This is a genomic window from Kitasatospora sp. NPDC059577, assembly GCF_042735475.1.
Taxonomy (GTDB): Bacteria; Actinomycetota; Actinomycetes; order Streptomycetales; family Streptomycetaceae; genus Kitasatospora.
Genome location: NZ_JBHWBZ010000077.1, coordinates 9,509 through 30,888 on the forward strand (window position 1 = coordinate 9,509; position 21,380 = coordinate 30,888).

Consider the following 21,380-nt stretch of genomic DNA (forward strand, 5'->3'; position numbering starts at 1 on the left):
CGGTCCCGCCGGGTGTGTCCCCCAGACTCACCGCTCCCCCGACACACATCCCGGTGCGGCGCACCCCCCCCCCCCGGGGCCCCCCCCACCGGCATTCGTCCTTCTCGGGGCCTTCCGGGCCCCGGAACCGCCCTCGCCCGGGCTACGGGCAGCGCACGACCTGGCCGGCGTACGCCAGGCCACCGCCGAAGCCGAAGAGCAGGACCGGGTCCCCGGGCGACAGCTCGCCGCGCTCGACCAGCTTGGAGAAGGCGAGCGGGATGGAGGCGGCCGAGGTGTTGCCGGACTCGACCACGTCCCGGGCCACCACGGCGTCGCCGAGGCCCAGCTTCTTGGCGATCGCGTCGATGATCCGCAGGTTGGCCTGGTGCGGGACGAAGCCCTTCAGCTCGGCCGGGTCGATCCCGGCCCGCTCGCAGGCCTGCCGGGCGAGCGGGGCGAGCTGGGTGGTGGCCCAGCGGAACACCGACTGGCCCTGCTGGCTGATCACCGGGTCCCAGCCGGTGATCACCACGGCGTCGCCCTTCTCCGGCTCGGAGCCCCAGACCACCGGGCCGATGCCGGGCTCGTCGCCCTCCTCCTGGGCCTCGACCACCGCGGCGCCCGCGCCGTCTCCGAAGATCACGCAGGTGGAGCGGTCGGTCCAGTCGAGGGTGTCGGACATCCGCTCGGCGCCGATCACCAGGGCGCGACGGGCCGCGCCGGCCCGGATCGCGTGGTCGGCGGTGGCCAGGGCGTACGAGAAGCCGGAACAGACCGTGTTGATGTCGTAGGCGGCGGGCGAACGCACGCCGAGCCGGGCGGCCACCGCGGCGGCCGTGTTGGGGCTGCGCTCGATCGCGGTGCAGGTGGCGACCACGACGAGGTCGATCTCCTCCGCCGTCCGGCCGCTCTTGGCGAGCGCCTTCTGCGCGGCCTCGGCGGCGAGGTCGACCAGGGTCTCGCCCTCGGCGATGTGCCGGGTACGGATGCCCACCCGGCTTCGGATCCACTCGTCGTCGGTGTCGACGAGCGCCGCCAGGTCGTCGTTGCTGAGGACCTTGGGGGGCTGGTAGTGCCCGAGTGCCACAATGCGCGAACCGCTCATGCTGCCATGGAACCGGGTTACCCGCTGGTCAGCGGGGCATGACCGGCGACAGGATCCGCGCTCATGATCTGTAGGGGATCGACAATGGGCGTTGGGGGGCTTGGGTCGCGCGTATGCCGAGGTCAGGTGGCCAGGGTAGCTGTGTCGCCCATCACGATGACCGGGTGGGCCGCCGGGTCCAGGGTGCGGATCAGCTGGGCCATCTTGTCCTCGGGTATCGACACGCAGCCGTGGGTGGGCCCGTCGTGGTCCACGTGGAGCCAGATGCCGCCGCCCTTCTTGGAGCCCATCGGGCGGCGCGTGTCGAGCGGGGAGTTGCCGGCGACCCGGTTGTAGTTGATCGCGACCACGTAGTCGAAGGAGCCGGCCAGCTGGTCGCCGAAGAAGCCCGTGCCGGAGACCACGAAGTTCGGGTCCTTGTCGTACGGGAGCTTGCTGCCCGGGTCGGCCAGGCGGCCCCCGGCGTCGCTGAGGCCGAAGACGCCGATCGGGCTGCGCAGGTCGCCCTCGTTGTGGTCGGCGGTCCAGCCGTTCTTGCCGTTGTGGCCCTGCCAGGTCTCGCCGGCCAGCCAGCGGCCCTCGGGGGTGCGGGTCCAGAGGACGACGGTGTTCTTGTCGGTGTTCTTGTCCGCGCCGGAGGCGACCAGGACCTGGTTGGTCCCGGCGGGGATCTTCGCGGTGAAGGTCGCACCGAGGCCGGGTATCGCGGCCACCGAGGCGTCCTGGCGGGCCTCGCCGCGGGCCGCGGCCGGGGCGGCGGCCTGCCGGTCGGAGGCGGCCTGGACGGCGGCGGGGGCGGGCTGGTCGGGCTTGCTGACGCCGTCCGGGCCGGGGCCGTCGGCGGCCGCGAGGCCGGGCTTGGCCTCGTCCTGGCCGACGGTGTACCAGCCGGCGGCGGCCGCGACCAGCAGGGCGGTGCCGGCCATCACGGCCTTGCCGTGACGTTTCTGCTTCACCTTGCGCCGTCGGCCCCGGGCTGCTGCCCGGCCGCCCTCGACGGGGACGGCGACCGGCACGACGGGGGCGAGGGGCGCGAGCGGCGCGGGGGCCGGCTCGTGGACGGCGGGACCGGGCTCGTAGCCGACGGGCTCGTAACCGGCCGGCTCCGGCGCGGACGGGTAGTCGCGGGCCTCGGAGTACCCGTCAGGGAACTGCTCGTACGGCTGCTCGTAGGACTGCCCGTACGGCTGGGCGTAGGACTGCTCGTACGACCGGTACACCCCGTCGCCGTACTCCTGCCCGACCGGCTCCTGGTACGCCTGCGGGTACGGCTCGTAGGTGCCGTACGGCGCCTCGTGCGACTGCTGCGGCACCCCGTACACCGGTTCCTGCATCGGCTCGTACGGCGGGTACTCGGTGGCGCGATGAGAACCGGACATGCCGTCGATCCTGCCAAACGCCACACCCGTTGGTAAACCCGGGTCGCGTGCGGAGGCCGTGAAGGCACCGCCGCCCCGGACCGCGGAGCGGCCGGGGCGGCGGGGAAGTGCGCAGGTCGGAGGGCGGGTCAGAGGCGCATCGCCTGCGGGGACTCACGGCGCATCGGGTCCGGGCCCTCGTACTCGCGGATGATCTCGTAGCGGGTGTTGCGCTCGACCGGGCGGAAGCCGGCGTCGCGGATCAGGCCGAGCAGGTCGTCGCGGCCGAGCTTGTTCGGGGTGCCGAAGTTGTCCGCGTCGTGGGTGATCTTGTACTCGACCACCGAGCCGTCCATGTCGTCCGCGCCGTGGCTGAGCGCCAGCTGGGCGGTGGCGACGCCGTGCATCACCCAGAAGACCTTGACGTGCGGGACGTTGTCGAAGAGCAGCCGGGAGACCGCGAAGGTCTTCAGCGCCTCGGCGCCGGTGGCCATCTCCGTGCGGGCCATCAGCTTGTTGCGCACGACGCCGTCCTTGGAGTCGTGGAAGTCGTGCTGGTAGCGCAGCGGGATGAAGACCTGGAAACCGCCGGTCTCGTCCTGCAGCTCGCGCAGCCGCAGCACGTGGTCCACCCGGTGGCGGGGCTCCTCGATGTGGCCGTACAGCATGGTGGCCGGCGTCTTGAGGCCCTTCTCGTGCGCCAGGCGGTGGATCCGCGACCAGTCCTCCCAGTGGGTGTCGTGGTCGACGATGTGCTGGCGGACCTCCCAGTCGAAGATCTCCGCGCCGCCGCCGGTCAGCGACTCCAGGCCGGCGTCGATCAGCTCGTCCAGGATCTCGTCGGCGGGCAGGCCGCTGATCTTCTCGAACCAGTGGATCTCGGTGGCGGTGAAGGCCTTGAGCGAGACGTTCGGCAGAGCCGCCTTCAGCTCCCGCAGCGAGCGCGGGTAGTAGCGCCACGGCAGGGTCGGGTGCAGACCGTTGACGATGTGCAGCTCGGTGAGGGACTCGACCTCCATGGCCTTGGCCAGGCGGACGGCCTCCTCGATGCGCATCGTGTAGGCGTCCTTCTCGCCCGGCTTGCGCTGGAACGAGCAGTACGCGCAGGACGCGCTGCACACGTTGGTCATGTTGAGGTGACGGTTGACGTTGAAGTGGACGACGTCGCCGTTCTTCCGCGTCCGCACGTGGTGGGCCAGCCCGCCCAGCCAGGCCAGGTCGTCGCTCCCGTAGAGCGCGATCCCGTCCTCGCGGGTCAGCCGCTCACCCGCGTAGACCTTCGCCTCCAGCTCGCGCTTGAGCCCTGCGTCCATGCGGTGACCCGCCTCCTCCGACATTCGATTCCTTGCCGGAACGAGCGTACGCCTATGCCGAGAGCAGCTCTGCGAGCAGTGCGGGTTCGATGTTCCCGCCGCTGACCACGGCGGCCACCGACTGGCCCCCGGTCTCGGCGGCCCGGTGGAAGTACGCGGCCGGTGCGACCGCCCCGGAGGGCTCGGCGACCAGCCGGCCGCGGCGGGCCAACAGGGCCACGGTGGCGCGGATCTCGTCCTCGGTGACGGTGACGATGTCGTCCACGTAGGCGGTGATGTGCTCGTACGGCAGCACGCCGACGGACGGGGTGCGCAGACCGTCCGCGATGGTGCGGTAGGTGTCGGCGACCGGCCAGGCGAGGCGGCGGCCGGCCCGCAGGCTGGCCTGCGCGTCGGCGGCCAGCTCGGGCTCCACGCCGACCACCCGGATGCCCGGGCGGGTCAGCTTGAGCGCGGCCGCCGTGCCGCCGATCAGGCCGCCGCCGCTGACCGGCACCAGGACGGTGTCCAGCCCGGCCGGGGCGTCCTCGGCGATCTCCAGGCCGACCGTGCCCTGGCCCGCGATGATGAACGGGTCGTCGTACGGCGGCACCCAGACGTAGCCGTGCCGCTCGGCCAGCTCGCCCGGCAGGGTGTCCCGCTCCTCCGGCGACACCAGGATCACCTCGGCGCCGAACGCCCGGGTGGCCTCCACCTTCACCGCCGGCGAGGTGTCCGGCATCACGATCACGGCCTTGACGCCGAGCAGCCCCGCCGCGTACGCCACCGCCTGCGCGTGGTTTCCGCTGGACTGGGCGACCACGCCGCGCGCCCGCTCGTCCGCGGTGAGCGCGGCCAGCCGGTTGTAGGCGCCGCGGGTCTTGAAGGCCCCGGTCGGCTGGAGGTTCTCGGGCTTCAGCCAGAGCCTGCGCTCCCCCTCGGCCGCCCAGGGGGCGGGAACCAGCGGGGTGCGCACGGCGACCCCCGCGATCCGCTGCCGAGCGGAGCGCAGCTCCTCCAGACCGACCAGTGCCATGCATCACTCTCCTACAGGAGGAAGTTCACTCACCCGGTTCTCCCACTTCGTGGAGAGTACGACGGTGGTGCGGGTGCGGGCTACGCCCTTCGTCCCCGAGATCCGCTTCACCACCGACTCCAGGCCGGCCACGTCGGCCACCCGGACCTTGAGCATGTACGAGTCGTCACCCGCGATGAACCAGCAGTCCTCGACCTCGTTGAGGTCCTTCAGCCGGAACGCGACGTCCTCGTGGTCCGCCGCGTCCGTCAGCTGGAGGCCGATCAGGGCCGTGACGCCGAAGCCGAGCGAGGCCGGGTTGACCGTCGCGCGGTAACCCGTGATGACCCCGGCCTGCTCCAGGCGGTTGATGCGGTCCGTGACGCTCGGGCCGGAGAGTCCGACCAGCCGGCCCAGCTCGGCGTAGGACGCACGGCCGTTCTCCCGGAGCGCCTGGATGAGCTGTCTGTCCACCGTGTCCATATACCGTCCGCGTCCTTCCGAACCTCTCCAGACCCACAGATCATTATCCGGATTCAAAGGCGCCGTGCGCCGACCGACCCGGATATCGCAGAGAAGATACTCTCCCGCCCTCGGTCTCCTTACTCCCCCTCAGCCGGAACGCCCTGATTCCGGTCGGTCCGGCGGACCGCCGCGCCCAACTCCCCCTCCCAGCGCAGGTACAGGGAATGCGGCACGCCGGCGGCGTCGAGGACCCGTCCGGCCACGAAATCCACGAGTTCGCGCACGGTGGAGCCGCCGGCGTAGAAACCGGGCGAAGCGGGCAGGACGACCGCGCCCTGCGCGTCGAGTTCCACCAGGTGCTTCAACGTCACCCCGTTGAGTGGCGTCTCGCGCACGCACACGACCAGCGGGCGGCGCTCCTTGAGGGTGACGCTGGCGACCCGCTGCAGCAGGTCCTTGCTCAGGCCCAGTGCGATCCCGGCCACCGCCCCGGTGGTCGCGGGCACCACCAGCATGCCCTTGGCCGGGTACGAGCCGCTGGAGGGGCCGGCCGCGAAGTCCCCGGCGGGCCAGTAGCGGACGTCGTCCAGGCCGCCCCCGGAGCCCTCCACGCCCAGCCAGGCGGCCAGGTCGGTGCGCCAGTGGGCGTCCCGGAAGGAGATGCCGGTCTCGTCCAGGATGGTCAGCCTGGCGGCCCGGCTGACGATCAGGTCCACCGCCTCACCGGCGGCCAGCAACCCCCGGATCACCGAGGCCGGGTACGGCGTCCCCGACGCGCCCGAGACCCCGACCACCCACGGCTGACGCTTCGCATGTCCCATGGGCCATTTCTATCCGGCTTCACCGGGCGGAGCCCCATCGGCGGTCGGCACTGGGAGGATGGGCGCATGGCAGCGACCCTCGTCGACCTCACCCATCAGGTGACCACCGCGATGCCGGTCTACCCCGGCGACCCGGCGGTCGTGCTGGCGCCCGCGCTCACCACCGCGACCGCCGGGGTGAACGTGCTGGCCCTGCACCTCGGCTCGCAGTCCGGGACGCACGTGGACGCGCCGTACCACGTGGACGTCACCTGGCCGACCCTGGACGGGCTGCCGCTGGAGCGGTTCACCGGTCCGGCCGTGCTGGCCGACCTGCGCGGGCTGGAGCCCCGGGCGGCCGTCACGCCGGAGCTGCTGGCGCCCGCGCTGGAGCGGGCCGGGGACTCCGGCGAGGGCACCGTCCTGCTGCTGGCCACCGGCTGGGCCCGGCACTGGGGCACCGACACCTACCTCGCCCACCCCAGCCTGACCGCGGAGGCCGCCGAGGCGATCGTGGCCGCCGGGATCCGGACGGTCGGGGTGGACGCGCTCAGCGTCGACCCGACGCCCGACCCGGGCCCGGGCGACCCCGCGGTGGCGGCACTGCTCGCCGACCTCACCGACGAGCACGACCAGGGCGCCGCCGACGAGCCGACGCTCGCCGCGCACCGGGTGCTGCTGGGGGCGCCGGGAGGCGGGGTGATCGCCGAGAACCTGACCGACCTGCGGGCGCTGCTGGCGGCGCAGGAGGCCGGCCGGCCGGTGGAGGTCTCGCTGTTCCCGTTGCGGCTGGTCGCGGCGGACGGCGCACCGGTGCGGGCGGTGGCCCGGCTGGGCTGAGCCGCGCCGATCTCCGTCACCGGTACGCCACTTGGTCTAGACCATCCCCCGGTGGCGCCAGTACGCTGTCCGCCCATGGCTGAGATCATCGGAGTGATCGAGCGACTCTGGCGCTACCCCGTGAAATCCACCGGCGGCGAGCGGCTCGACTCCGTCGAGGTGGACGGGCGCGGCCTGGCCGGCGACCGCCTCTACGCCGTCCGCGACGCCACCGGGAAGCTCGGCTCCGGCAAGAACACCCGCCGCTTCCGGCGGATGGACGGCCTGCTCCGCCTCTCCGCCCGCCTCGGCCGCCGGATCGACGGACCCGAGCTGTTCGACCCGCTCGGACGCCCGGTCGACCGGCCGACCGCCTTCCTGCGCGCCTACCTCCAGCGCGAGGACGTCGAACTCGCCCGGGAGGACGCCGTCCCGCACTTCGACCGGCTGCCGGTCAGCCTGCTCACCACCGCCACCCTGGACTGGGTCCGCGAAGCCGTCCCGTTCGCGGTGGTCGACGAACGCCGGTTCCGGCCCAACATCGTGCTGCGCACCCCGCCCGGCACCCCGCCGTTCGTCGAGGACACCTGGTTCGGCCACCAGGCCCGCGGCGAGGCCCCGGACAGCGCCCGCCTCGCCTTCGTCACCTCCAGCGAGCGCTGCGCGATGACCGGCGCCCCGCAGCCGGGACTGCCGCACGCGCCGGAGATCCTCAAGGCCGTCGTGCACGCCCACGACGGCCGCCTCGACGCGCTCGCCACGGTCGCCACCCCGGGCCGGCTCCGGGTCGGCGACCGGCTCACACTCGACTGACGCTCCGTCAGGACATTTGCCGTGGCGGGCTGATCAGGCAGAAGGGGTGCCCGGCCGGATCGGCGAAGACGCTCCACCGGCCCGCGTCGTACAGGTGCGTGGCACCGAGGGCGAGCGCCGCCCGCCCGGCGGCGGCCAGGTCCTCGACGTCGAGGTCCGGGTGCGCCTGTTGGGGGTGCTCCGGGTCGGGCCGGCGCGGAGGGCGGTGGTCGGCGACGCACTGGAATCAGAGCACCGGACCGCCGTCGAGGTGCAGCATGGACCAGTCCGCGCCCGGCGACCAGCGCGGGTCCGGGCGGTCCACCTCGCCACTGAGCAGGCCGGCGTGGAAGCGGGCCGGCGCGGCCGGGTCGGGGCAGTCGAGCACGAGGCACTGCAGCTTGCCGATCACGATCCTCCTCGGGTCGGTGTCGCCCGCGCCCGGGCTCCGGGCGCGGGCTCCGGATGTGCGCCGGGTGCGGGCCTACGCCCCGGGCAGGGCGACCGCGCGCAGGTAGCAGTCGACGAAGTGGTCGATGGCCCGGTCCACCGAGGGCAGTCCGGCGCCGAAGGCGGGCTCCAGCACCGGACGCAGCAGGATGTGCGTGATCAGCGGGCCGAGCAGCAGCTGGACCAGCACCGGGACCGGCAGCGGCCGCAGCCGCCCGGCCTCGACGTGCGGCTGCAGCAGCCGGTTGAGGCCGTCGTACGTCCGCGGCAGGTTGGCGCCCATCATCGCGGCGGCGGGGCCGTCCGGGCGGCTGAACAGGTCGGCGAAGACCGCCGGGACGACCCGCGGCTCCTGGGCGAAGGACGCGGCGAAGGTCTCGTAGAGCGCCCGTACGGCGCCTTCCAGGTCCTCCGGCGGGTCGGCCGCGAGCGCCTCCAGGTCCGGCAGCGGCCCGTACTGTCCGAAGACGGCGGCGAGCAGGCCGTCCCGGCCCTCGAAGACGGTGTGCAGGCTCGGCAGGGAGCACCCGGCCCGGTCGGCGACGGCGTCCAGGGTGATCCCGGCCAGCCCGCGCTCGGCCACCAGGTGGGCCGCCGCCTCGATCGCGCGCTCGCGCACCGGCGGCCGCCCGCCCGGGTCGACCCCGGCCTGCCGGACGGCCTCGTCCAGGGCCGCCCGGGAGCCGCCGAGCCGCCGCAGCAGCGTGCTGCGGGAGATGCCCGCCGCGGCCGCGATCCCCGTCAGCGGGACGTCGGCGACGTCCTGGCCCCGCTCCTTCGCCGCCGCGAGGGCGGCCGCCACCAGCTCCTTCATGTGGAGCATCGTACTACTTGACACCTGAGACGGTTCCAGAGAATCTGTCTATACGAGTTCCACACGGACGGCGACCAGCCGAACACCGATCGAACACGAAAGGAGGACGGCCATGAGCGTCGTGATCTCCGGGGGCGGACCGGCCGGAATGATGCTGGGCCTGTTACTGGCCCGCGCAGGCGTCGAGGTGACCGTGCTGGAGAAGCACGGGGACTTCCTGCGCGACTTCCGCGGCGACACCGTCCACGCGTCCACCGTGCGGCTGATGGACGAGCTCGGCCTGGGCCGCAAGTTCGCCGCACTGCCGCAGAGCCGCCTGGGCAACCTGGTGGTGACCGTGCCCGGCGCCGGCCCGGTCGCGCTGAGCGCCTACGACCGGATGCGCGCCCCGTACGACTACATCGCGATGATCCCGCAGTGGGACCTGCTGAACTTCCTGGTCGAGGAGGCGCGCCAGGAGCCCGCCTTCACCGTGCGGATGAACACCGAGGCGACCGGCCTGCTCCGGGAGGGCGGCCGGGTGGTCGGCGTGCGGTACCGGACCCGGGACGGCGAGGAGGGCGAGCTGCGCGCCGCGCTCACCGTCGCCGCCGACGGCCGGCACTCCACCCTGCGCCGGGAGTCCGGGCTGGTGCCCGAGGAACACCCCGTGCCCTTCGACACCTGGTGGTTCCGGCTCCCCCGGCACGCCCACGAACAGGCCGCGCCGCCCAGCCTCGTCCCCGGCTTCGGCCCCGGCGACCTCGCCCTGAGCTTCGCCCGGGCCGACTACTTCCAGGTCGCCTACTTCCGGGCCAAGGGCAGCGACCCCCAGCTGCGCGCCGAGGGCATCGCGCACTTCCGCGAACGGATCGCCCGGCTGCTGCCCCAGTACGCGGACCGGGTCGACCGCCTGGAGAGCCTGGACGACGTCCACCTGCTCGACGTCAGGCTGAACCGGCTGGACCGCTGGTACCAGGACGGGCTGCTGCTGATCGGCGACGCCGCCCACGCGATGTCCCCGGCCGGCGGCGTCGGCATCAACCTCGCCATCCAGGACGCCGTCGCGGCCGCGACCCTGCTCGCCGAACCCCTGCGGCGCGGCCGCCCGACCGTCGCGGCCCTCGCCCGGGTGCAGCGCCGCCGGTGGCGGCCGACCGTGATCATGCAGCGGTTCCAGCGGACCCTGCACCGCGTGATGTTCGAGCCCGCCCTCACCGGCCGCCGGGTCGGACCACCGACCCCGCTGGTGCTGCTCGCCCGCTACGCCCCCGGGTTCCCGCTGCTGCTCTCCCGCATGATCGCCTTCGGCCCGCGGCCGGAACACGCTCCGGCCTTCGCCCGGCGCGACATCTGAAGTTCACTCGTCCGGGTGAACCTCACGGCGGGGAGCGGACGACTGCGGGAGCCTTCTCGCCGAGACTGACGATCAGTCAGTCGTGACGCCGAGCCCCCGGAGGCCGCCATGTCCGACATTCCGACGACCCTCGAATACACCAAGGACCACGAGTGGGTGGCGACCACGGGGAAGGGAGGGGCCCGCGTGGGCATCACCCACTACGCCCAGCGGCAGCTCGGGGACATCGTCTTCGTGGAACTCCCCGAAGAGGGGAGGAAGTTCACGGCCGGCGAGGCGTTCGGAACCGTCGAGTCGGTCAAGTCGGTGAGCGAGCTGTACGCGCCGCTCACCGGGTCGATCGCCGCAGTGAACGCGGAGCTGGCCGAGGACCCCGAGCTCATCAACCAGGACCCGTACGGCGACGGCTGGCTCGTCGAGATCACGGCGACGACGGAGCCGGACGGCCTGCTCACGGCGGCCGAGTACGGGGCCTACGTCTCCGAAGGGGAGTAGCGGCCGCCCCGGCACTCCGGTTTCCCGTCGACCCGACCGTTCGGACGGGCGGGTCGGCGGGAACGACCGATGGCATGACGATCCCTCACCGCTCGACCGGCACCGGCGACCACCACGTCCTGGTCCTGCACGACTGGTTCGGCACCAGCGCGGGCTGGGGCCCGTTCCTCGACTACCTCGACGGCCACGCCTTCAGCTACGCCTTCCTCGACTACCGCGGCTACGGCGAGCGCCGGGACGTCACCGGCACGTACACGCTCGCCGAGATCGCCTCCGACGCGCTCGCCCTCGCCGACCAGCTCGGCTGGGACCGCTTCTCGCTGGTCGGCCACTCGATGGGCGGCAAGGCCGCTCAGCAGGTGCTCGCCGAGGCGCCGCTGCGGGTGCGCAAGCTGGTCGGCCTGGCCCCGGTGCCGGCCGGGGCGTACCCGCTGGACGAGGCCGGCGAGGCGCTCTTCCACGGCGCCGCCGGGGACCGGGAGAAGCGCCTCGCGATCCTGGACCTGGTCACCGGCCGGCGGGCGGGCCGGGTCTGGCTGGACCGGATGGTCGACCAGTCCCTGCGGCTGTCCACGCCCGAGGCCTTCGGCGGCTACGTCCGCGACTGGACCACCGCCGACCTGGAGCGCCGGATCAGCGGAAACCCGGTGCCGGTCAAGGTCATCGTCGGCGCGCACGACCTCGCGCTGACCGCCGACGTCATGCGCGGCACCTGGCTCAGCCACTACCCCAACGCGGAGCTGGAGGAGCTCGGCGGCAGCGGGCACTACCCGATGTACGAGGCCCCGGTCGCCCTGGCGGCCTCGCTGGAGGGCTTCCTGCACGACTGACGCCGGGGTCGCGGTGCGCGGTGCGCCGACCGGGCCCGCGGTCCGCGCACCACGACGCTCAGGCGGGGCCGGGGCACGGGACGAGACCCCGGACGGCGACGGGGGCCGCCCGGCGAGTTGGCGCACGCCCCCTGGACGATGACGCATGGACCCGAGACCCGTACGCATTGGGCGTCTCATCTTCGTCACCTACGTTCTAGGCATGACAGAAAAGCGAGTTGACGACGCGTCGCCTGTGCTGGTGGTCGGCGTCTCCGGGACGGTCGGACGGCACGTCGGGCTGCAGCTCGCGGCCGCGGGAGTGCGGGCACGGCCCCTGACGCAGCGGAACCTGCTCGACCCGATGTCGCTGGAGGCCGCCGCCCAGGGCGCCGGCGCGGTGCTGCTCGGCTGGCCGTACCCGACCGCCGACGCGGCGGCGGACGCGGTGGGCGTGCTGGCCCGGGAGGTCGGGCGGGTGGTGTTCCTGTCCTCCGCCGTCCCCGACCGGCCGGAGGGCGAGATCGAGGCACTGCTCGCCGCGAGCGGGGTACGGCACACCGTGCTGCGGGCGCACGGCTTCGCCGCCGCGCTGCAGTGGGCGGAGGAGATCCGCTCCGCGGGCGCGGTACGGGGCTACGGCGGCGCGGCCGGGCTCGGCCCCGTGGACGAGCGGGACATCGCGGCGGTCGCCGTCCGGGCCCTGGTCGAGGACGGTCACGACGGCGCCCGCTACGTGCTGACCGGCCCCGAGTCGCCGACCCAGGCGGAGCAGGTGGGCATCATCGGCGAGGCCGCCGGCCGCCCGGTGAAGTGGGAGGAGATCCCCCGCGAGGCCGCCCGCCACCGGATGTCCGCCAGCGGCCGGCCCCGGGCCGCGATCGACGGCACGCTGGACTTCATCCACGCCCGCATCGCCGCCCCCGAACCGGCCACCACCACCGTCCAGGACGTCACCGGTCACCCGGCCCGCAGCTTCCGCACCTGGGCGACGGACCACGCCGCACTGTTCCGCTGAGCCGGCCGGGGTCCGACGGGGTCGAGTTCACGGACGAGGGCAGCGGCGAGCCCGTGCGTTACCACGACGTCACCGGGGGCCTGGTCGCCTACGGCGTGGTCCCCCGACTCGAACTCGTCGTCATCTGCCGGGTGACTCCGCCGCCCGCTTGACCGGGGATCAGATCCCGAGGCCGCGGATGACCAGGTCGAGCAGGGCGAAGCAGAACAGCGAGATGCCCACGAAGCCGTTGGTCTGGAAGAACGCCCGGTTGAGCTTCGACAGGTCGTTCGGCTTCACGATGGTGTGCTCGTAGACGAAGGCGCCCGCGACGACGACGAGGCCGATCCAGAACGCCGCTCCGGCGTCCGTCAGGACCGCGAACCAGCCCAGCAGGAGCGTGGTGAGGACGTGGCACGCGCGCGCGCCCCGGATGGCCGCCGGGACCCCGAAGCGGGCCGGCACCGAGCGCACCTTGCCGTGGCGGTCGGACTCGACGTCCTGGCAGGCGTAGATGAGGTCGAAGCCGCCGATCCAGATGCCCACCGCGACGCCGAGGACGACGGCCTCCCAGGACCAGCGGCCCGTCACCGCGAGCCAGGCGCCGACCGGGCCCATGGCCTGGGCCAGGCCGAGGATCGCCTGCGGGAAGTCGGTGAACCGCTTGCCGTACGGGTAGACCACCATCGGCACCACGGCGACCGGCGCGAGCGCCAGGCAGAGCGGGTTGAGCATCGCCGCCGCGCCGAGGAAGACCACCAGCGCCACGGCCGAGCCGACGTACGCGGTCCTCAACGAGACGGCGCCGGTGACCAGTTCGCGCCCGGCCGTGCGGGGGTTACGGGCGTCGATCTCGCGGTCGATGATCCGGTTGGCGGCCATCGCGAAGGTCCGCAGGCCGACCATGCACACCGTGACGACGAACAACTGGCCCCAGTGCACCCGCTTGTCGGCGAGGAACATCGCCGTCAGCGCGGCGATGTACGCGAAGGGGAGCGCGAAGACCGAGTGCTCGATCATCACCAGCCGCAGGAACGCCTTCGTGCGCCCCGGGGTTTCGACAGCAGCCGTACTCATCAGAGCCCGTACTCCTTCCAGCGACGCGAGACGAGGGCGGCGGTGGCCGGGTCCGAGGACACCATCTCGGGCCAGCCGCCGTCCCGGGTGTAGCCCTCCTCGGGCAGCTTGCGGGTGGCGTCGATGCCGGCCTTGCCGCCCCAGAACTGCTGGTAGGAGGCGTGGTCCAGGTGGTCGACCGGTCCTTCGACGACGGTGAGGTCCCGGCTGTAGTCGACGTTGCCGAAGGCCCGCCAGGCGACTTCCCGGTAGTCGTGCACGTCGCAGTCGGCGTCCACCACGATGATCAGCTTGGTCAGCGACATCATGTGCGCGCCCCAGATCGCGTGCATCGTCTTCTGGGCGTGCTTGGGGTACTTCTTGTCGATCGAGACGATCACGCAGTTGTGGAAGCCGCCGGCCTCGGGCAGGTCGTAGTCGACGATGTCCGGAATGATGATCTTCAGCAGCGGCAGGAAGAACCGCTCGGTGAACTTGCCCAGCGGGCCGTCCTCCGTCGGCGGGCGGCCGACCACGATGGACTGCAGGATCGGGCGGCGACGCATCGTCACGCAGTCGATCGTGAGCGCCGGGAACGGCTCCTGCGGGGTGTAGAAGCCCGTGTGGTCGCCGAACGGACCCTCGGGCAGCATCTCACCGGGCTCCAGCCAGCCCTCCAGGACCACCTCGGCGTCGGCCGGGACCTGCAGCGGGACGGTCTTGCAGTCGACCATCCGCACCCGCTCCCCGGCGACGAAGCCGGCGAACAGGTACTCGTCGATGTCGCCCGGCAGCGGGGCGGTGGCCGCGTAGGTGACGGCCGGCGGGCAGCCGAAGGCGATGGCGACCGGGAGGCGCTCGCCGCGCTTCGCCGCCACCGCGTAGTGGTTGCGGCTGTCCTTGTGGATCTGCCAGTGCATCCCGATGGTGCGTCGGTCGTGGCGCTGGAGCCGGTAGAGGCCCAGGTTGCGGACGCCGCTGTCCGGGTCCTTGGTGTGGGTGAGGCCCAGGTTGAAGAAGGAGCCTCCGTCGAGCGGCCAGGTGAAGAGCGCGGGCAGCTCGTCCAGGTTGACGTCGTCACCGGTGAGCACGACCTCCTGCACCGGGGCGTCACCGGTCTTCACGTGCCGCGGCGGGACGTGTGCCATCGAGGCGAGCTTGCCGAAGGCGTCGCGGAAACCGGTGAAGCCCTGCGGCAGCTCCGGCTTGAGCAGACCGGCGATCTTCTCGGCGATGTCGTCCGGGCCCTTGAGGCCGAGCGCCTTGGCCAGGCGCCGCTCGGTGCCGAAGACGTTCATCGCGAGCGGCATCGACGAGCCCTTGACGTTCTCGAAGAGCAGCGCGGGGCCCTTGGCCTTCTGCACGCGGTCGACGATCTCGCCGATCTCCAGGTGGGGATCCACCTCCGCCTTGATGCGCTTGAGGTCGCCCTCTCGGTCGAGGGCCCGGAGAAACGAGCGGAGATCGTCGTATGCCATGCCTGTCAGTATCCGCCACCAGATAGCCTGGCTTGCGTCAAGGGCCCCGGGAAGGCGCCCGCCGCCGCCGCCCGCTGGGGGAGATCGCAGCCCATGTTGCGGATTCTGCTGACCATCGTCCTTCCGCTCGCGTTCTGGGTCTGGGCGTTCGTCGACTGCCTGACCACGCCCGAGGACGAGGTGAAGCACCTGCCGAAGGTGGTGTGGGTGCTGATCGTGCTGCTCTTCCCGCCGCTGGGCCCGATCGCCTGGCTCATCGCCGGCAAGCAGCGCGGCTTCCTGCCGGTCGCGGCCGCCGACGGCCGGCCGGGGCACCCGGCGGCCGGTGGTCCGGGGCACCCCGCCGGGCGCGGCGGGCGCCCGCTCGCGCCGGACGACGACCCCGAGTTCCTCGCCTCGTTGAAGAAGGACGACAAGGACCACGAGTCGATGCTGGAGCAGTGGGAGGCCGATCTGCGCCGCCGGGAGCAGGAACTGCGCGACCGGGACGAGCCCGGGGACGGCCGGAAGAGCTGATCACGGGGGTTCCCGCACTCCCTCCAACGGCCCACCCGGGCGGCTCCGGGTGGGCCGTCGCCTTTTTGGCGCTTCCCTACGACTGGGTGCCGTCTCACCCGGATGACCGCTGTCCGGGCACCCGGCTTGAGCGGACCTTGAGCGGCACCCAAGACGGCCGTCCTACATTACTGAGGGACGGCCCTGACCTGCGCTTTCCTTCATGCTCAGATCATCGGACCATCATCTGTCCGACAACCCCCGGTATTCGAACGAACACCCAGTGCTCCGGCTCCGACCCGACCGCTTCTGTACAGGCCTGACAGCTAAACGAACCCGACCTTGTACGGAATCGACGCCGAAACCAGCGCACGGCCCCTCGTACAGTCATAAGTGAAGAAAGTGATTCGCGGCCGGGGGCACAGCAGACGTTGGCTGTCGGACAGTTCCCTCACCCTTGGAGTGGTTCGAGATGACGGTTGTGCATGAGGCGCCGGTCGACGGCGAGGTCCCCGAGGTCCCGGCCGACGCCCGCGGGCGGGTCGCCGAGCTGCACGAGCTGCGCGAGAAGGTCCGCCGCGGCCCCAGCGACAAGGCCACCGAGGCCCAGCACGCCAAGGGCAAGCTGACCGCCCGCGAGCGCATCGAGCTGCTGCTGGACGAGGGCTCCTTCCACGAGGTCGAGCCGCTGCGCCGGCACCGCGCCCAGGGCTTCGGCCTGGAGGCCAAGAAGCCGCACACCGACGGCGTCGTCGTCGGCTGGGGCACCGTCCACGGCCGCACCGTCTTCACCTACGCGCACGACTTCCGGATCTTCGGCGGCGCGCTGGGCGAGGCCCACGCCCAGAAGATCCACAAGATCATGGACATGGCCATCGCGGCCGGCGCCCCGCTGGTCTCGCTGAACGACGGCGCCGGCGCCCGCATCCAGGAGGGCGTCACCGCCCTGGCCGGCTACGGCGGCATCTTCCAGCGCAACACCAAGGCCTCCGGCGTCATCCCGCAGATCTCGGTGATGCTCGGCCCGTGCGCCGGCGGCGCCGCGTACTCCCCCGCGCTGACCGACTTCGTCTTCATGGTCCGCGAGACCTCGCAGATGTTCATCACCGGCCCGGACGTGGTCCAGGCCGTCACCGGCGAGAAGATCACCCAGAACGGCCTCGGCGGCGCCGACGTGCACGCCGGCGTCTCCGGCGTGGCCCACTTCATCTACGACGACGAGCAGTCCTGCATCGAGGAGGTCCGCTACCTCCTCTCGCTGCTGCCGCAGAACAACCGCGAGATGCCGCCGCCCGTGGTGAGCGACGACCCGGTCGAGCGGCGCAACGACAGCCTGCTGGACCTGGTGCCCGCCGACGGCAACCGCCCGTACGACATGCGCAAGGTGATCGAGGAGATCGTCGACCACGGCGAGTACCTGGAGGTCCACGAGCGCTGGGCCACCAACGTGCTGTGCGTGCTGGCCCGCGTCGACGGCCACGTCACCGGCATCATCGCCAACCAGCCGCAGTCGCTGGCCGGCGTGCTGGACATCAACGCCAGCGAGAAGGCCGCCCGCTTCGTGCAGATGTGCGACGCCTTCAACATCCCGCTGGTCACCCTGCTCGACGTCCCCGGCTTCCTGCCCGGCGTCGACCAGGAGCACGGCGGCATCATCCGCCACGGCGCCAAGCTGCTGTACGCGTACTGCAACGCGACCGTGCCGCGCATCTCGCTGATCCTGCGCAAGGCCTACGGCGGCGCCTACATCGTGATGGACTCCCGCTCCATCGGCGCCGACCTGTCCTACGCCTGGCCGACCAACGAGATCGCCGTCATGGGCGCCGAGGGCGCGGCCAACGTCATCTTCCGGCGCGAGATCAACGCCGCCGAGGACCCGGACGCCATGCGGGCCCAGAAGATCAAGGAATACAAGAACGAGCTGATGCACCCGTACTACGCGGCCGAGCGCGGCCTCGTGGACGACGTCATCGACCCGGCCGAAACCCGCCAGGTGATCGCTTCCGCCCTGGCCATGCTCCGCACCAAGCACGCGGACCTGCCGAGCCGCAAGCACGGCAACCCGCCGATGTAGCGCCTGCGGCCACCGCGGCAGGACGCACCGAGAGCCACCTCACACCACAGCCACCGGGGGAGAAACCAGGACATGACCGCTTCCGCCGAACCGCTCGTCCGCATCGTCCGCGGCAGCCTCACCGACGAGGAACTCGCCGCCCTGACCGCCGTCCTGATGGCGCGCGCCGCCGCCGCGCAGCAGGCCGGCACCGCATCGCCGATCGAGCCGATCGCCAACTGGCAGCGCCTGGAGCGCCGCCCGGCCTACTACTCGCCGGTCAGCTGGCAGCAGGCCGCCTGACGGACCCCGGCTCGCGCCGACGGCCGGTCACCCCGTTCGGGTGCCCGGCCGTCGGGCGTTGCCCGGGCGGCGCGCGCACCCTTCGGGTCCGTCCGGTCGGCACGGGCCGGACCGGGCGGCGGGCGGCTCGGTAGGATGCCTACCGGTCGGTATGCCTTCGCCGCCCCGCCGGACCCATAGGATCGGCCGCTGCCGAGGTACCAGAACTTTCCAGGGAGGCTGCGATGGCCAGGCAGGCCCGCGCGCTGGCGACCCGCCAGGCGGTACTCCTCGCGGCGGCCGAGGTGTTCGACGAGCGCGGCTACGCCGCCGCCACGATGTCCGAGATCCTGGACCGCGCCGGGGTCACCAAGGGCGCGCTGTACTTCCACTTCCGGTCCAAGGAGGACCTGGCGCTCGCCGTCATCGAGGGACAGGGCGCCTGGATCGCCGGCTGGAAGCCGGTGTCGGACAGCTCGGTGCAGAACCTGATCGACCTCGCGTACGCCTTCGCCCGCGCACTCCAGGACGACCCGCTGGTGCGCGGGAGCATCCGGCTGACCATCGAGCACGGAAGCTTCACCCAGCCGCAGATCGCGGCCTACCAGGGCTGGATGGACCTGGTCCGGGGGCTGCTGGAGCAGGCCAGGGACGCCGGCGACCTCCACCCGGGGATCGACCTGGCCGCGGCCTCCGGGGTGATCACCGGGGCCGTCACCGGGATCCAGCTGAGCTCCCAGGTGCTGGCCGACCGGCAGGACCTGATCCAGCGGCTGGCCGACCTGTGGACGTTGCTGCTGCCCGGCCTGGTCCAGCCGCACGCGCTCGCCCGGCTGAGCGTGGCCGAGCGCGCCTGAGCCCGGCCGGGTCCGGCCCCGGACCGGGCCGCGCGCCACCCGGCCCCGCCGGGCGTCACCGGGCCGCGCCGGACGGCCCCGACCGGCTCGGACCCGGTAGCCGACTCAGACCCGGTAGCCGGCCCGGTCCCGCTCCGCCACCAGGGCCGGCAGCGCGGCCGTCCAAACCCGGCGCACGGCCTCCGGCCGGGGCCGGTCGGTCTCCTCCCCCGCCAGCAGCACCTGCCCGGCCGCCACCGCGGTGAGCAGTTCGGCGGCGGCCCGCCGGTCCACCCCCGGGCACAGCTCGCCCGCCTGGGCGGCGCGGTCCAGCAGCCGGTGGACGACCGCGGTGAGGCTGCGCCAGGTGGCGTCCGGGCCGGGCGGGCCCGGCGGTCCGTCCTGGGGGCCGTCCCGGCGCGGGACCTGGCGGCCGAGCCGGACACCGGCCCGCACCACCACGTCCTCGCGCAGCATCCGGGCCAGTTCGTGCGAGAGGTCGATCAGCCCCTGCAGGGCCGGGCCGTCGGCGCGCAGGGCGCGCAGCGCGGCCGCGCCGATCTCGCGGCCGGCGGCACGGCGCACCCCGTCGGCGAGGGCCTGCTTGGACACGAAGTGGAAGTAGAGGGCGCCCTTGCTCACCCCGGCGCGGCGACTGATGTCGACCAGGCTGGCGGCCTCGAAGCCCACCCGCGCGAAGGTCTCGGCGGCGGCGAGCAGCACGGCCTGCCGGGTCCGTCCAGCCCGTTCCTGCTTGACCACTGGCCCCCTCCGGACTCGACCGGGCGCGATCCCCGCCCCGCCCGGCTGCTGTCGGCACGCCCCCTGCCGGGAGCGGCGCTCGCATGCGGACGGCCGCGACCGAAACCGCATGGTTGGTATCTAATCTAGCGCCTGTGTCTCCCCCGCCGTCCAGCGGGGACGGCCCCCCGCCCAAGGTCTGCGGTCACCCGCAGGGCATTGCCCCAGTCCACGGGGCGGGTAGCGTGAGCGGGCCGGGCTGCGCGGCCGGGGCACCCCAGTCGCTGAAGACAAACCGGGTGGTATGTATGTTTTGCTCGGGCGTCCATGGCGGCCGCTCGACCGACACCCTGGGAGCGGGGGCCAGTCATGCCATCGATCGTAGAGCCGGACCCCCACGGCGCGTACGCCCACCCCGGACCCGGCCCCGGCCCCGGTTCCGGCTACGACTTCCACGACCGGACCGTCTCCCGCCACCTGGTGCACCGCACCTCGGTCTCCGAGGTCTTCCTCACCGGCTGGCAGGCCACCGGCCCGTACGACTTCCTGCTCGGCGCCCAGTGGCCCCGGCTGCACGGCTTCTACCGGCTGCCCGGGGACCGCTTCCACGACCCGGTGCTGATGGCCGAGACCGTCCGGCAGGCCGGGCTGCTGATCGGCCACGCCGGGTTCGGGGTGCCGCGCGGCCACCACTTCGTGATGGACGACCTCTCCTACGCCCTCGGCGAGCCCGGCCTGCCCGGCCTGGCCGTCACCGCGGGCCCGGCCTCGCTGATGCTCGCCGTCGGCTGCGAGGACGTCCGGATGCGGGACGGCCGGCTGGTCTCGCTGCGGGTGCGCGCCGAGATCACCCGTGACGGCCGGCCGATCGGCCGCGGCTCGGGCCAGCTGCGCGTGATGTCCCCCGCCTCGTACGACCGGCTGCGCGGCCCCGTCCGGCGCACCGCCGCCCCGCCCCGGCCGCCGGCCCCCACCGCGCCCGAACTCGTCGGCCGCGCGCAGCCCGCGGACGTGGTGCTCAGCCCGACCCTGCGGCCGGACACCTGGCTGCTGCGCGCCGACGCCGGGCACCCGGTGCTGTTCGACCACGAGCTGGACCACGTACCCGGGATGCTGGTCCTGGAGGCGGCCCGGCAGGCCGCCCAGCGGCTGCGCCACCCGGAGCCGGTGGTGCCGGTCGAGCTGGTGACCTCCTTCGACCACTACATCGAGCTGGACCGGCCCTGCTTCGTCCGGGCCGTCCCCGAGCCGACCGCGCACGGCCGCCGGCTCCCCTTCCGCGTCCAGCTGATCCAGGACGGGCGGACGGCGGCCGAGTGCCGGCTGGTCACCGAGCCGGTCGACGGGCCCGCCGAGGGCCCGCGGATGCCGGCCCGGCGGGACGCCCTCGACGGCCGCCCCGCCGCGCCGGACCTCGGCGGCAGCCGGCTCCCGCTGGCCAGCTGACCCGGCGGGCCGGGCCGGGCGGTACGGGCCGTCAGGCGGCCACCAGCGCCGACGCCGGGCGCCGCCCGGCGTGCATCACGCTGAGGTTGGTCGCCAGCCGGACCGGGTCCTGCGCCAGCCAGAGCCGCCGCCCCCCCCCCCGGGCGGGGCGGCCCGGGGGGCGTACCACGCCCGGGCCCGGGCTACTCCTCGTGGTAGCTCATCGTCGTCCAGGGGTCCCCGGTCTCCAGGAGCCGGCCCTCGCCGCCGCCCAGCAGCGCGGAGCGGCGGGCGAGCCCGCTGCCCGGGTGGAGCCTGATCCCGCCGGCCGGGTGGTCGGCGGCCACGTCCTCGTGCCCGTCGGACCGCTTCCACCGGCGGACCGCCTCCGGCGCGGGCGTTCCGGCGGACTGCCCGACGGCCGGTCCGCCCGCGGCGGGCGTGGTGTCGACGAGCGGTCTTGCCAGGGTGTCGGTTCGGTTCAC

Annotated in this window: 23 protein-coding genes and 1 pseudogene; 11 read left to right on the forward strand and 13 right to left on the reverse strand. The window is 73.2% G+C overall.

What is annotated here, in order from left to right:
* Nucleotides 1-142 precede the first annotated feature (142 nt).
* From ACFV0O_RS37085 to ACFV0O_RS37110, 6 genes are all read right to left on the reverse strand, one after another.
* On the reverse strand, nucleotides 143-1,087 hold the full coding sequence (locus ACFV0O_RS37085; RefSeq protein ID WP_360253044.1) for a beta-ketoacyl-ACP synthase III: 945 nt from the start codon (nucleotides 1,085-1,087) through the stop codon (nucleotides 143-145).
* 122 nt (nucleotides 1,088-1,209) lie between these two features.
* Entirely contained in the window at nucleotides 1,210-2,466 is a 1,257-nt protein-coding gene (locus ACFV0O_RS37090; protein WP_380348602.1) for a L,D-transpeptidase family protein, read from the reverse strand.
* 128 nt (nucleotides 2,467-2,594) lie between these two features.
* Nucleotides 2,595-3,758 (reverse strand): aminofutalosine synthase MqnE, encoded by a 1,164-nt coding sequence (gene mqnE, locus ACFV0O_RS37095; protein ID WP_380348604.1) that lies wholly within the window; start codon nucleotides 3,756-3,758, stop codon nucleotides 2,595-2,597.
* A 52-nt stretch (nucleotides 3,759-3,810) separates the two neighbouring features.
* Nucleotides 3,811-4,773 carry a threonine/serine dehydratase gene (locus ACFV0O_RS37100; RefSeq protein WP_360253035.1) on the reverse strand — a complete coding sequence of 321 codons (963 nt, stop codon included), beginning with the start codon at nucleotides 4,771-4,773 and terminating at the stop codon, nucleotides 3,811-3,813.
* A 3-nt stretch (nucleotides 4,774-4,776) separates the two neighbouring features.
* Nucleotides 4,777-5,235, reverse strand: a complete 459-nt coding sequence (locus tag ACFV0O_RS37105) for an Lrp/AsnC family transcriptional regulator (protein WP_030055719.1) — start codon at nucleotides 5,233-5,235, stop codon at nucleotides 4,777-4,779.
* A 119-nt stretch (nucleotides 5,236-5,354) separates the two neighbouring features.
* On the reverse strand, nucleotides 5,355-6,038 hold the full coding sequence (locus ACFV0O_RS37110) for a UbiX family flavin prenyltransferase (RefSeq protein WP_380348607.1): 684 nt from the start codon (nucleotides 6,036-6,038) through the stop codon (nucleotides 5,355-5,357).
* 66 nt (nucleotides 6,039-6,104) lie between these two features.
* Between ACFV0O_RS37110 and ACFV0O_RS37115 the strand changes: the two genes are divergently transcribed.
* Nucleotides 6,105-6,857 (forward strand): cyclase family protein, encoded by a 753-nt coding sequence (locus ACFV0O_RS37115; RefSeq protein WP_360253029.1) that lies wholly within the window; start codon nucleotides 6,105-6,107, stop codon nucleotides 6,855-6,857.
* Nucleotides 6,858-6,932: 75 nt separating this feature from the next.
* Nucleotides 6,933-7,649 carry an MOSC domain-containing protein gene (locus ACFV0O_RS37120; protein WP_380348609.1) on the forward strand — a complete coding sequence of 239 codons (717 nt, stop codon included), beginning with the start codon at nucleotides 6,933-6,935 and terminating at the stop codon, nucleotides 7,647-7,649.
* A gap of 7 nt (nucleotides 7,650-7,656) precedes the next feature.
* Here the strand turns inward: ACFV0O_RS37120 and ACFV0O_RS37125 are convergent.
* Nucleotides 7,657-8,040: pseudogene (locus ACFV0O_RS37125) on the reverse strand (VOC family protein).
* A 72-nt stretch (nucleotides 8,041-8,112) separates the two neighbouring features.
* Nucleotides 8,113-8,892, reverse strand: a complete 780-nt coding sequence (locus tag ACFV0O_RS37130; protein WP_380348610.1) for a TetR/AcrR family transcriptional regulator — start codon at nucleotides 8,890-8,892, stop codon at nucleotides 8,113-8,115.
* Between the two features lie 112 nt (nucleotides 8,893-9,004).
* Here ACFV0O_RS37130 and ACFV0O_RS37135 point away from each other — a divergent pair, with 112 nt between their 5' ends.
* The 4 genes from ACFV0O_RS37135 to ACFV0O_RS37150 all read left to right on the forward strand — a co-directional run bounded on the left by ACFV0O_RS37135 (nucleotide 9,005) and on the right by ACFV0O_RS37150 (nucleotide 12,550).
* The gene (locus tag ACFV0O_RS37135; protein ID WP_380348611.1) at nucleotides 9,005-10,228 is read left to right on the forward strand and encodes an FAD-dependent oxidoreductase; all 1,224 of its coding nucleotides are present in this window, start codon (nucleotides 9,005-9,007) and stop codon (nucleotides 10,226-10,228) included.
* 108 nt (nucleotides 10,229-10,336) lie between these two features.
* Nucleotides 10,337-10,723: a glycine cleavage system protein GcvH gene (gcvH, locus tag ACFV0O_RS37140; RefSeq protein ID WP_380348612.1), complete on the forward strand. Its 387-nt coding sequence runs from the start codon at nucleotides 10,337-10,339 to the stop codon at nucleotides 10,721-10,723.
* A 74-nt stretch (nucleotides 10,724-10,797) separates the two neighbouring features.
* Entirely contained in the window at nucleotides 10,798-11,553 is a 756-nt protein-coding gene (locus tag ACFV0O_RS37145) for an alpha/beta fold hydrolase (protein WP_380348614.1), read from the forward strand.
* Nucleotides 11,554-11,755: 202 nt separating this feature from the next.
* Nucleotides 11,756-12,550 carry a nucleoside-diphosphate sugar epimerase gene (locus ACFV0O_RS37150; RefSeq protein ID WP_380348616.1) on the forward strand — a complete coding sequence of 265 codons (795 nt, stop codon included), beginning with the start codon at nucleotides 11,756-11,758 and terminating at the stop codon, nucleotides 12,548-12,550.
* 159 nt (nucleotides 12,551-12,709) lie between these two features.
* Here the strand turns inward: ACFV0O_RS37150 and mqnP are convergent, their stop codons facing one another.
* The gene (gene mqnP, locus ACFV0O_RS37155; protein WP_360253002.1) at nucleotides 12,710-13,606 is read right to left on the reverse strand and encodes a menaquinone biosynthesis prenyltransferase MqnP; all 897 of its coding nucleotides are present in this window, start codon (nucleotides 13,604-13,606) and stop codon (nucleotides 12,710-12,712) included.
* The gene (locus tag ACFV0O_RS37160; protein WP_380348618.1) at nucleotides 13,606-15,063 is read right to left on the reverse strand and encodes a menaquinone biosynthesis decarboxylase; all 1,458 of its coding nucleotides are present in this window, start codon (nucleotides 15,061-15,063) and stop codon (nucleotides 13,606-13,608) included. The genes mqnP and ACFV0O_RS37160 overlap by 1 nt, the downstream gene beginning before the upstream one ends.
* A 93-nt stretch (nucleotides 15,064-15,156) precedes the next feature.
* Between ACFV0O_RS37160 and ACFV0O_RS37165 the strand changes: the two genes are divergently transcribed.
* The 4 genes from ACFV0O_RS37165 to ACFV0O_RS37180 all read left to right on the forward strand — a co-directional run bounded on the left by ACFV0O_RS37165 (nucleotide 15,157) and on the right by ACFV0O_RS37180 (nucleotide 18,750).
* A complete protein-coding gene (locus tag ACFV0O_RS37165; protein ID WP_380348620.1) occupies nucleotides 15,157-15,579 on the forward strand; it encodes a PLD nuclease N-terminal domain-containing protein in 423 nt (140 codons plus the stop codon).
* 451 nt (nucleotides 15,580-16,030) lie between these two features.
* Nucleotides 16,031-17,632 (forward strand): acyl-CoA carboxylase subunit beta, encoded by a 1,602-nt coding sequence (locus tag ACFV0O_RS37170; RefSeq protein WP_380348621.1) that lies wholly within the window; start codon nucleotides 16,031-16,033, stop codon nucleotides 17,630-17,632.
* 72 nt (nucleotides 17,633-17,704) lie between these two features.
* Nucleotides 17,705-17,914 (forward strand): acyl-CoA carboxylase subunit epsilon, encoded by a 210-nt coding sequence (locus tag ACFV0O_RS37175; protein ID WP_360252990.1) that lies wholly within the window; start codon nucleotides 17,705-17,707, stop codon nucleotides 17,912-17,914.
* A gap of 224 nt (nucleotides 17,915-18,138) precedes the next feature.
* A complete protein-coding gene (locus tag ACFV0O_RS37180) occupies nucleotides 18,139-18,750 on the forward strand; it encodes a ScbR family autoregulator-binding transcription factor (protein WP_360252987.1) in 612 nt (203 codons plus the stop codon).
* 105 nt (nucleotides 18,751-18,855) lie between these two features.
* Here ACFV0O_RS37180 and ACFV0O_RS37185 read toward each other — a convergent pair whose 3' ends face one another.
* A complete protein-coding gene (locus ACFV0O_RS37185; RefSeq protein WP_380348623.1) occupies nucleotides 18,856-19,491 on the reverse strand; it encodes a ScbR family autoregulator-binding transcription factor in 636 nt (211 codons plus the stop codon).
* 348 nt (nucleotides 19,492-19,839) lie between these two features.
* Here ACFV0O_RS37185 and ACFV0O_RS37190 point away from each other — a divergent pair, with 348 nt between their 5' ends.
* Entirely contained in the window at nucleotides 19,840-20,916 is a 1,077-nt protein-coding gene (locus ACFV0O_RS37190) for a ScbA/BarX family gamma-butyrolactone biosynthesis protein (RefSeq protein WP_380348625.1), read from the forward strand.
* Nucleotides 20,917-20,947: 31 nt separating this feature from the next.
* Here the strand turns inward: ACFV0O_RS37190 and ACFV0O_RS37195 are convergent, their stop codons facing one another.
* Nucleotides 20,948-21,085 (reverse strand): hypothetical protein, encoded by a 138-nt coding sequence (locus ACFV0O_RS37195; protein ID WP_380348626.1) that lies wholly within the window; start codon nucleotides 21,083-21,085, stop codon nucleotides 20,948-20,950.
* 13 nt (nucleotides 21,086-21,098) lie between these two features.
* On the reverse strand, nucleotides 21,099-21,380 hold the full coding sequence (locus ACFV0O_RS37200; protein ID WP_380348628.1) for a hypothetical protein: 282 nt from the start codon (nucleotides 21,378-21,380) through the stop codon (nucleotides 21,099-21,101).

What these genes read in the sequence shown, in the direction of transcription:
- ACFV0O_RS37085 (WP_360253044.1), bottom strand. Translation starts at nt 1,087, where the DNA reads ATGAGCGGTTCGCGCATTGTGGCACTCGGGCACTACCAGCCCCCCAAG.
- ACFV0O_RS37090 (WP_380348602.1), bottom strand. Translation starts at nt 2,466, where the DNA reads ATGTCCGGTTCTCATCGCGCCACCGAGTACCCGCCGTACGAGCCGATG.
- mqnE (WP_380348604.1), bottom strand. Translation starts at nt 3,758, where the DNA reads ATGGACGCAGGGCTCAAGCGCGAGCTGGAGGCGAAGGTCTACGCGGGT.
- ACFV0O_RS37100 (WP_360253035.1), bottom strand. Translation starts at nt 4,773, where the DNA reads ATGGCACTGGTCGGTCTGGAGGAGCTGCGCTCCGCTCGGCAGCGGATC.
- ACFV0O_RS37105 (WP_030055719.1), bottom strand. Translation starts at nt 5,235, where the DNA reads ATGGACACGGTGGACAGACAGCTCATCCAGGCGCTCCGGGAGAACGGC.
- ACFV0O_RS37110 (WP_380348607.1), bottom strand. Translation starts at nt 6,038, where the DNA reads ATGGGACATGCGAAGCGTCAGCCGTGGGTGGTCGGGGTCTCGGGCGCG.
- ACFV0O_RS37115 (WP_360253029.1), top strand. Translation starts at nt 6,105, where the DNA reads ATGGCAGCGACCCTCGTCGACCTCACCCATCAGGTGACCACCGCGATG.
- ACFV0O_RS37120 (WP_380348609.1), top strand. Translation starts at nt 6,933, where the DNA reads ATGGCTGAGATCATCGGAGTGATCGAGCGACTCTGGCGCTACCCCGTG.
- ACFV0O_RS37130 (WP_380348610.1), bottom strand. Translation starts at nt 8,892, where the DNA reads ATGAAGGAGCTGGTGGCGGCCGCCCTCGCGGCGGCGAAGGAGCGGGGC.
- ACFV0O_RS37135 (WP_380348611.1), top strand. Translation starts at nt 9,005, where the DNA reads ATGAGCGTCGTGATCTCCGGGGGCGGACCGGCCGGAATGATGCTGGGC.
- gcvH (WP_380348612.1), top strand. Translation starts at nt 10,337, where the DNA reads ATGTCCGACATTCCGACGACCCTCGAATACACCAAGGACCACGAGTGG.
- ACFV0O_RS37145 (WP_380348614.1), top strand. Translation starts at nt 10,798, where the DNA reads ATGACGATCCCTCACCGCTCGACCGGCACCGGCGACCACCACGTCCTG.
- ACFV0O_RS37150 (WP_380348616.1), top strand. Translation starts at nt 11,756, where the DNA reads ATGACAGAAAAGCGAGTTGACGACGCGTCGCCTGTGCTGGTGGTCGGC.
- mqnP (WP_360253002.1), bottom strand. Translation starts at nt 13,606, where the DNA reads ATGAGTACGGCTGCTGTCGAAACCCCGGGGCGCACGAAGGCGTTCCTG.
- ACFV0O_RS37160 (WP_380348618.1), bottom strand. Translation starts at nt 15,063, where the DNA reads ATGGCATACGACGATCTCCGCTCGTTTCTCCGGGCCCTCGACCGAGAG.
- ACFV0O_RS37165 (WP_380348620.1), top strand. Translation starts at nt 15,157, where the DNA reads ATGTTGCGGATTCTGCTGACCATCGTCCTTCCGCTCGCGTTCTGGGTC.
- ACFV0O_RS37170 (WP_380348621.1), top strand. Translation starts at nt 16,031, where the DNA reads ATGACGGTTGTGCATGAGGCGCCGGTCGACGGCGAGGTCCCCGAGGTC.
- ACFV0O_RS37175 (WP_360252990.1), top strand. Translation starts at nt 17,705, where the DNA reads ATGACCGCTTCCGCCGAACCGCTCGTCCGCATCGTCCGCGGCAGCCTC.
- ACFV0O_RS37180 (WP_360252987.1), top strand. Translation starts at nt 18,139, where the DNA reads ATGGCCAGGCAGGCCCGCGCGCTGGCGACCCGCCAGGCGGTACTCCTC.
- ACFV0O_RS37190 (WP_380348625.1), top strand. Translation starts at nt 19,840, where the DNA reads ATGCCATCGATCGTAGAGCCGGACCCCCACGGCGCGTACGCCCACCCC.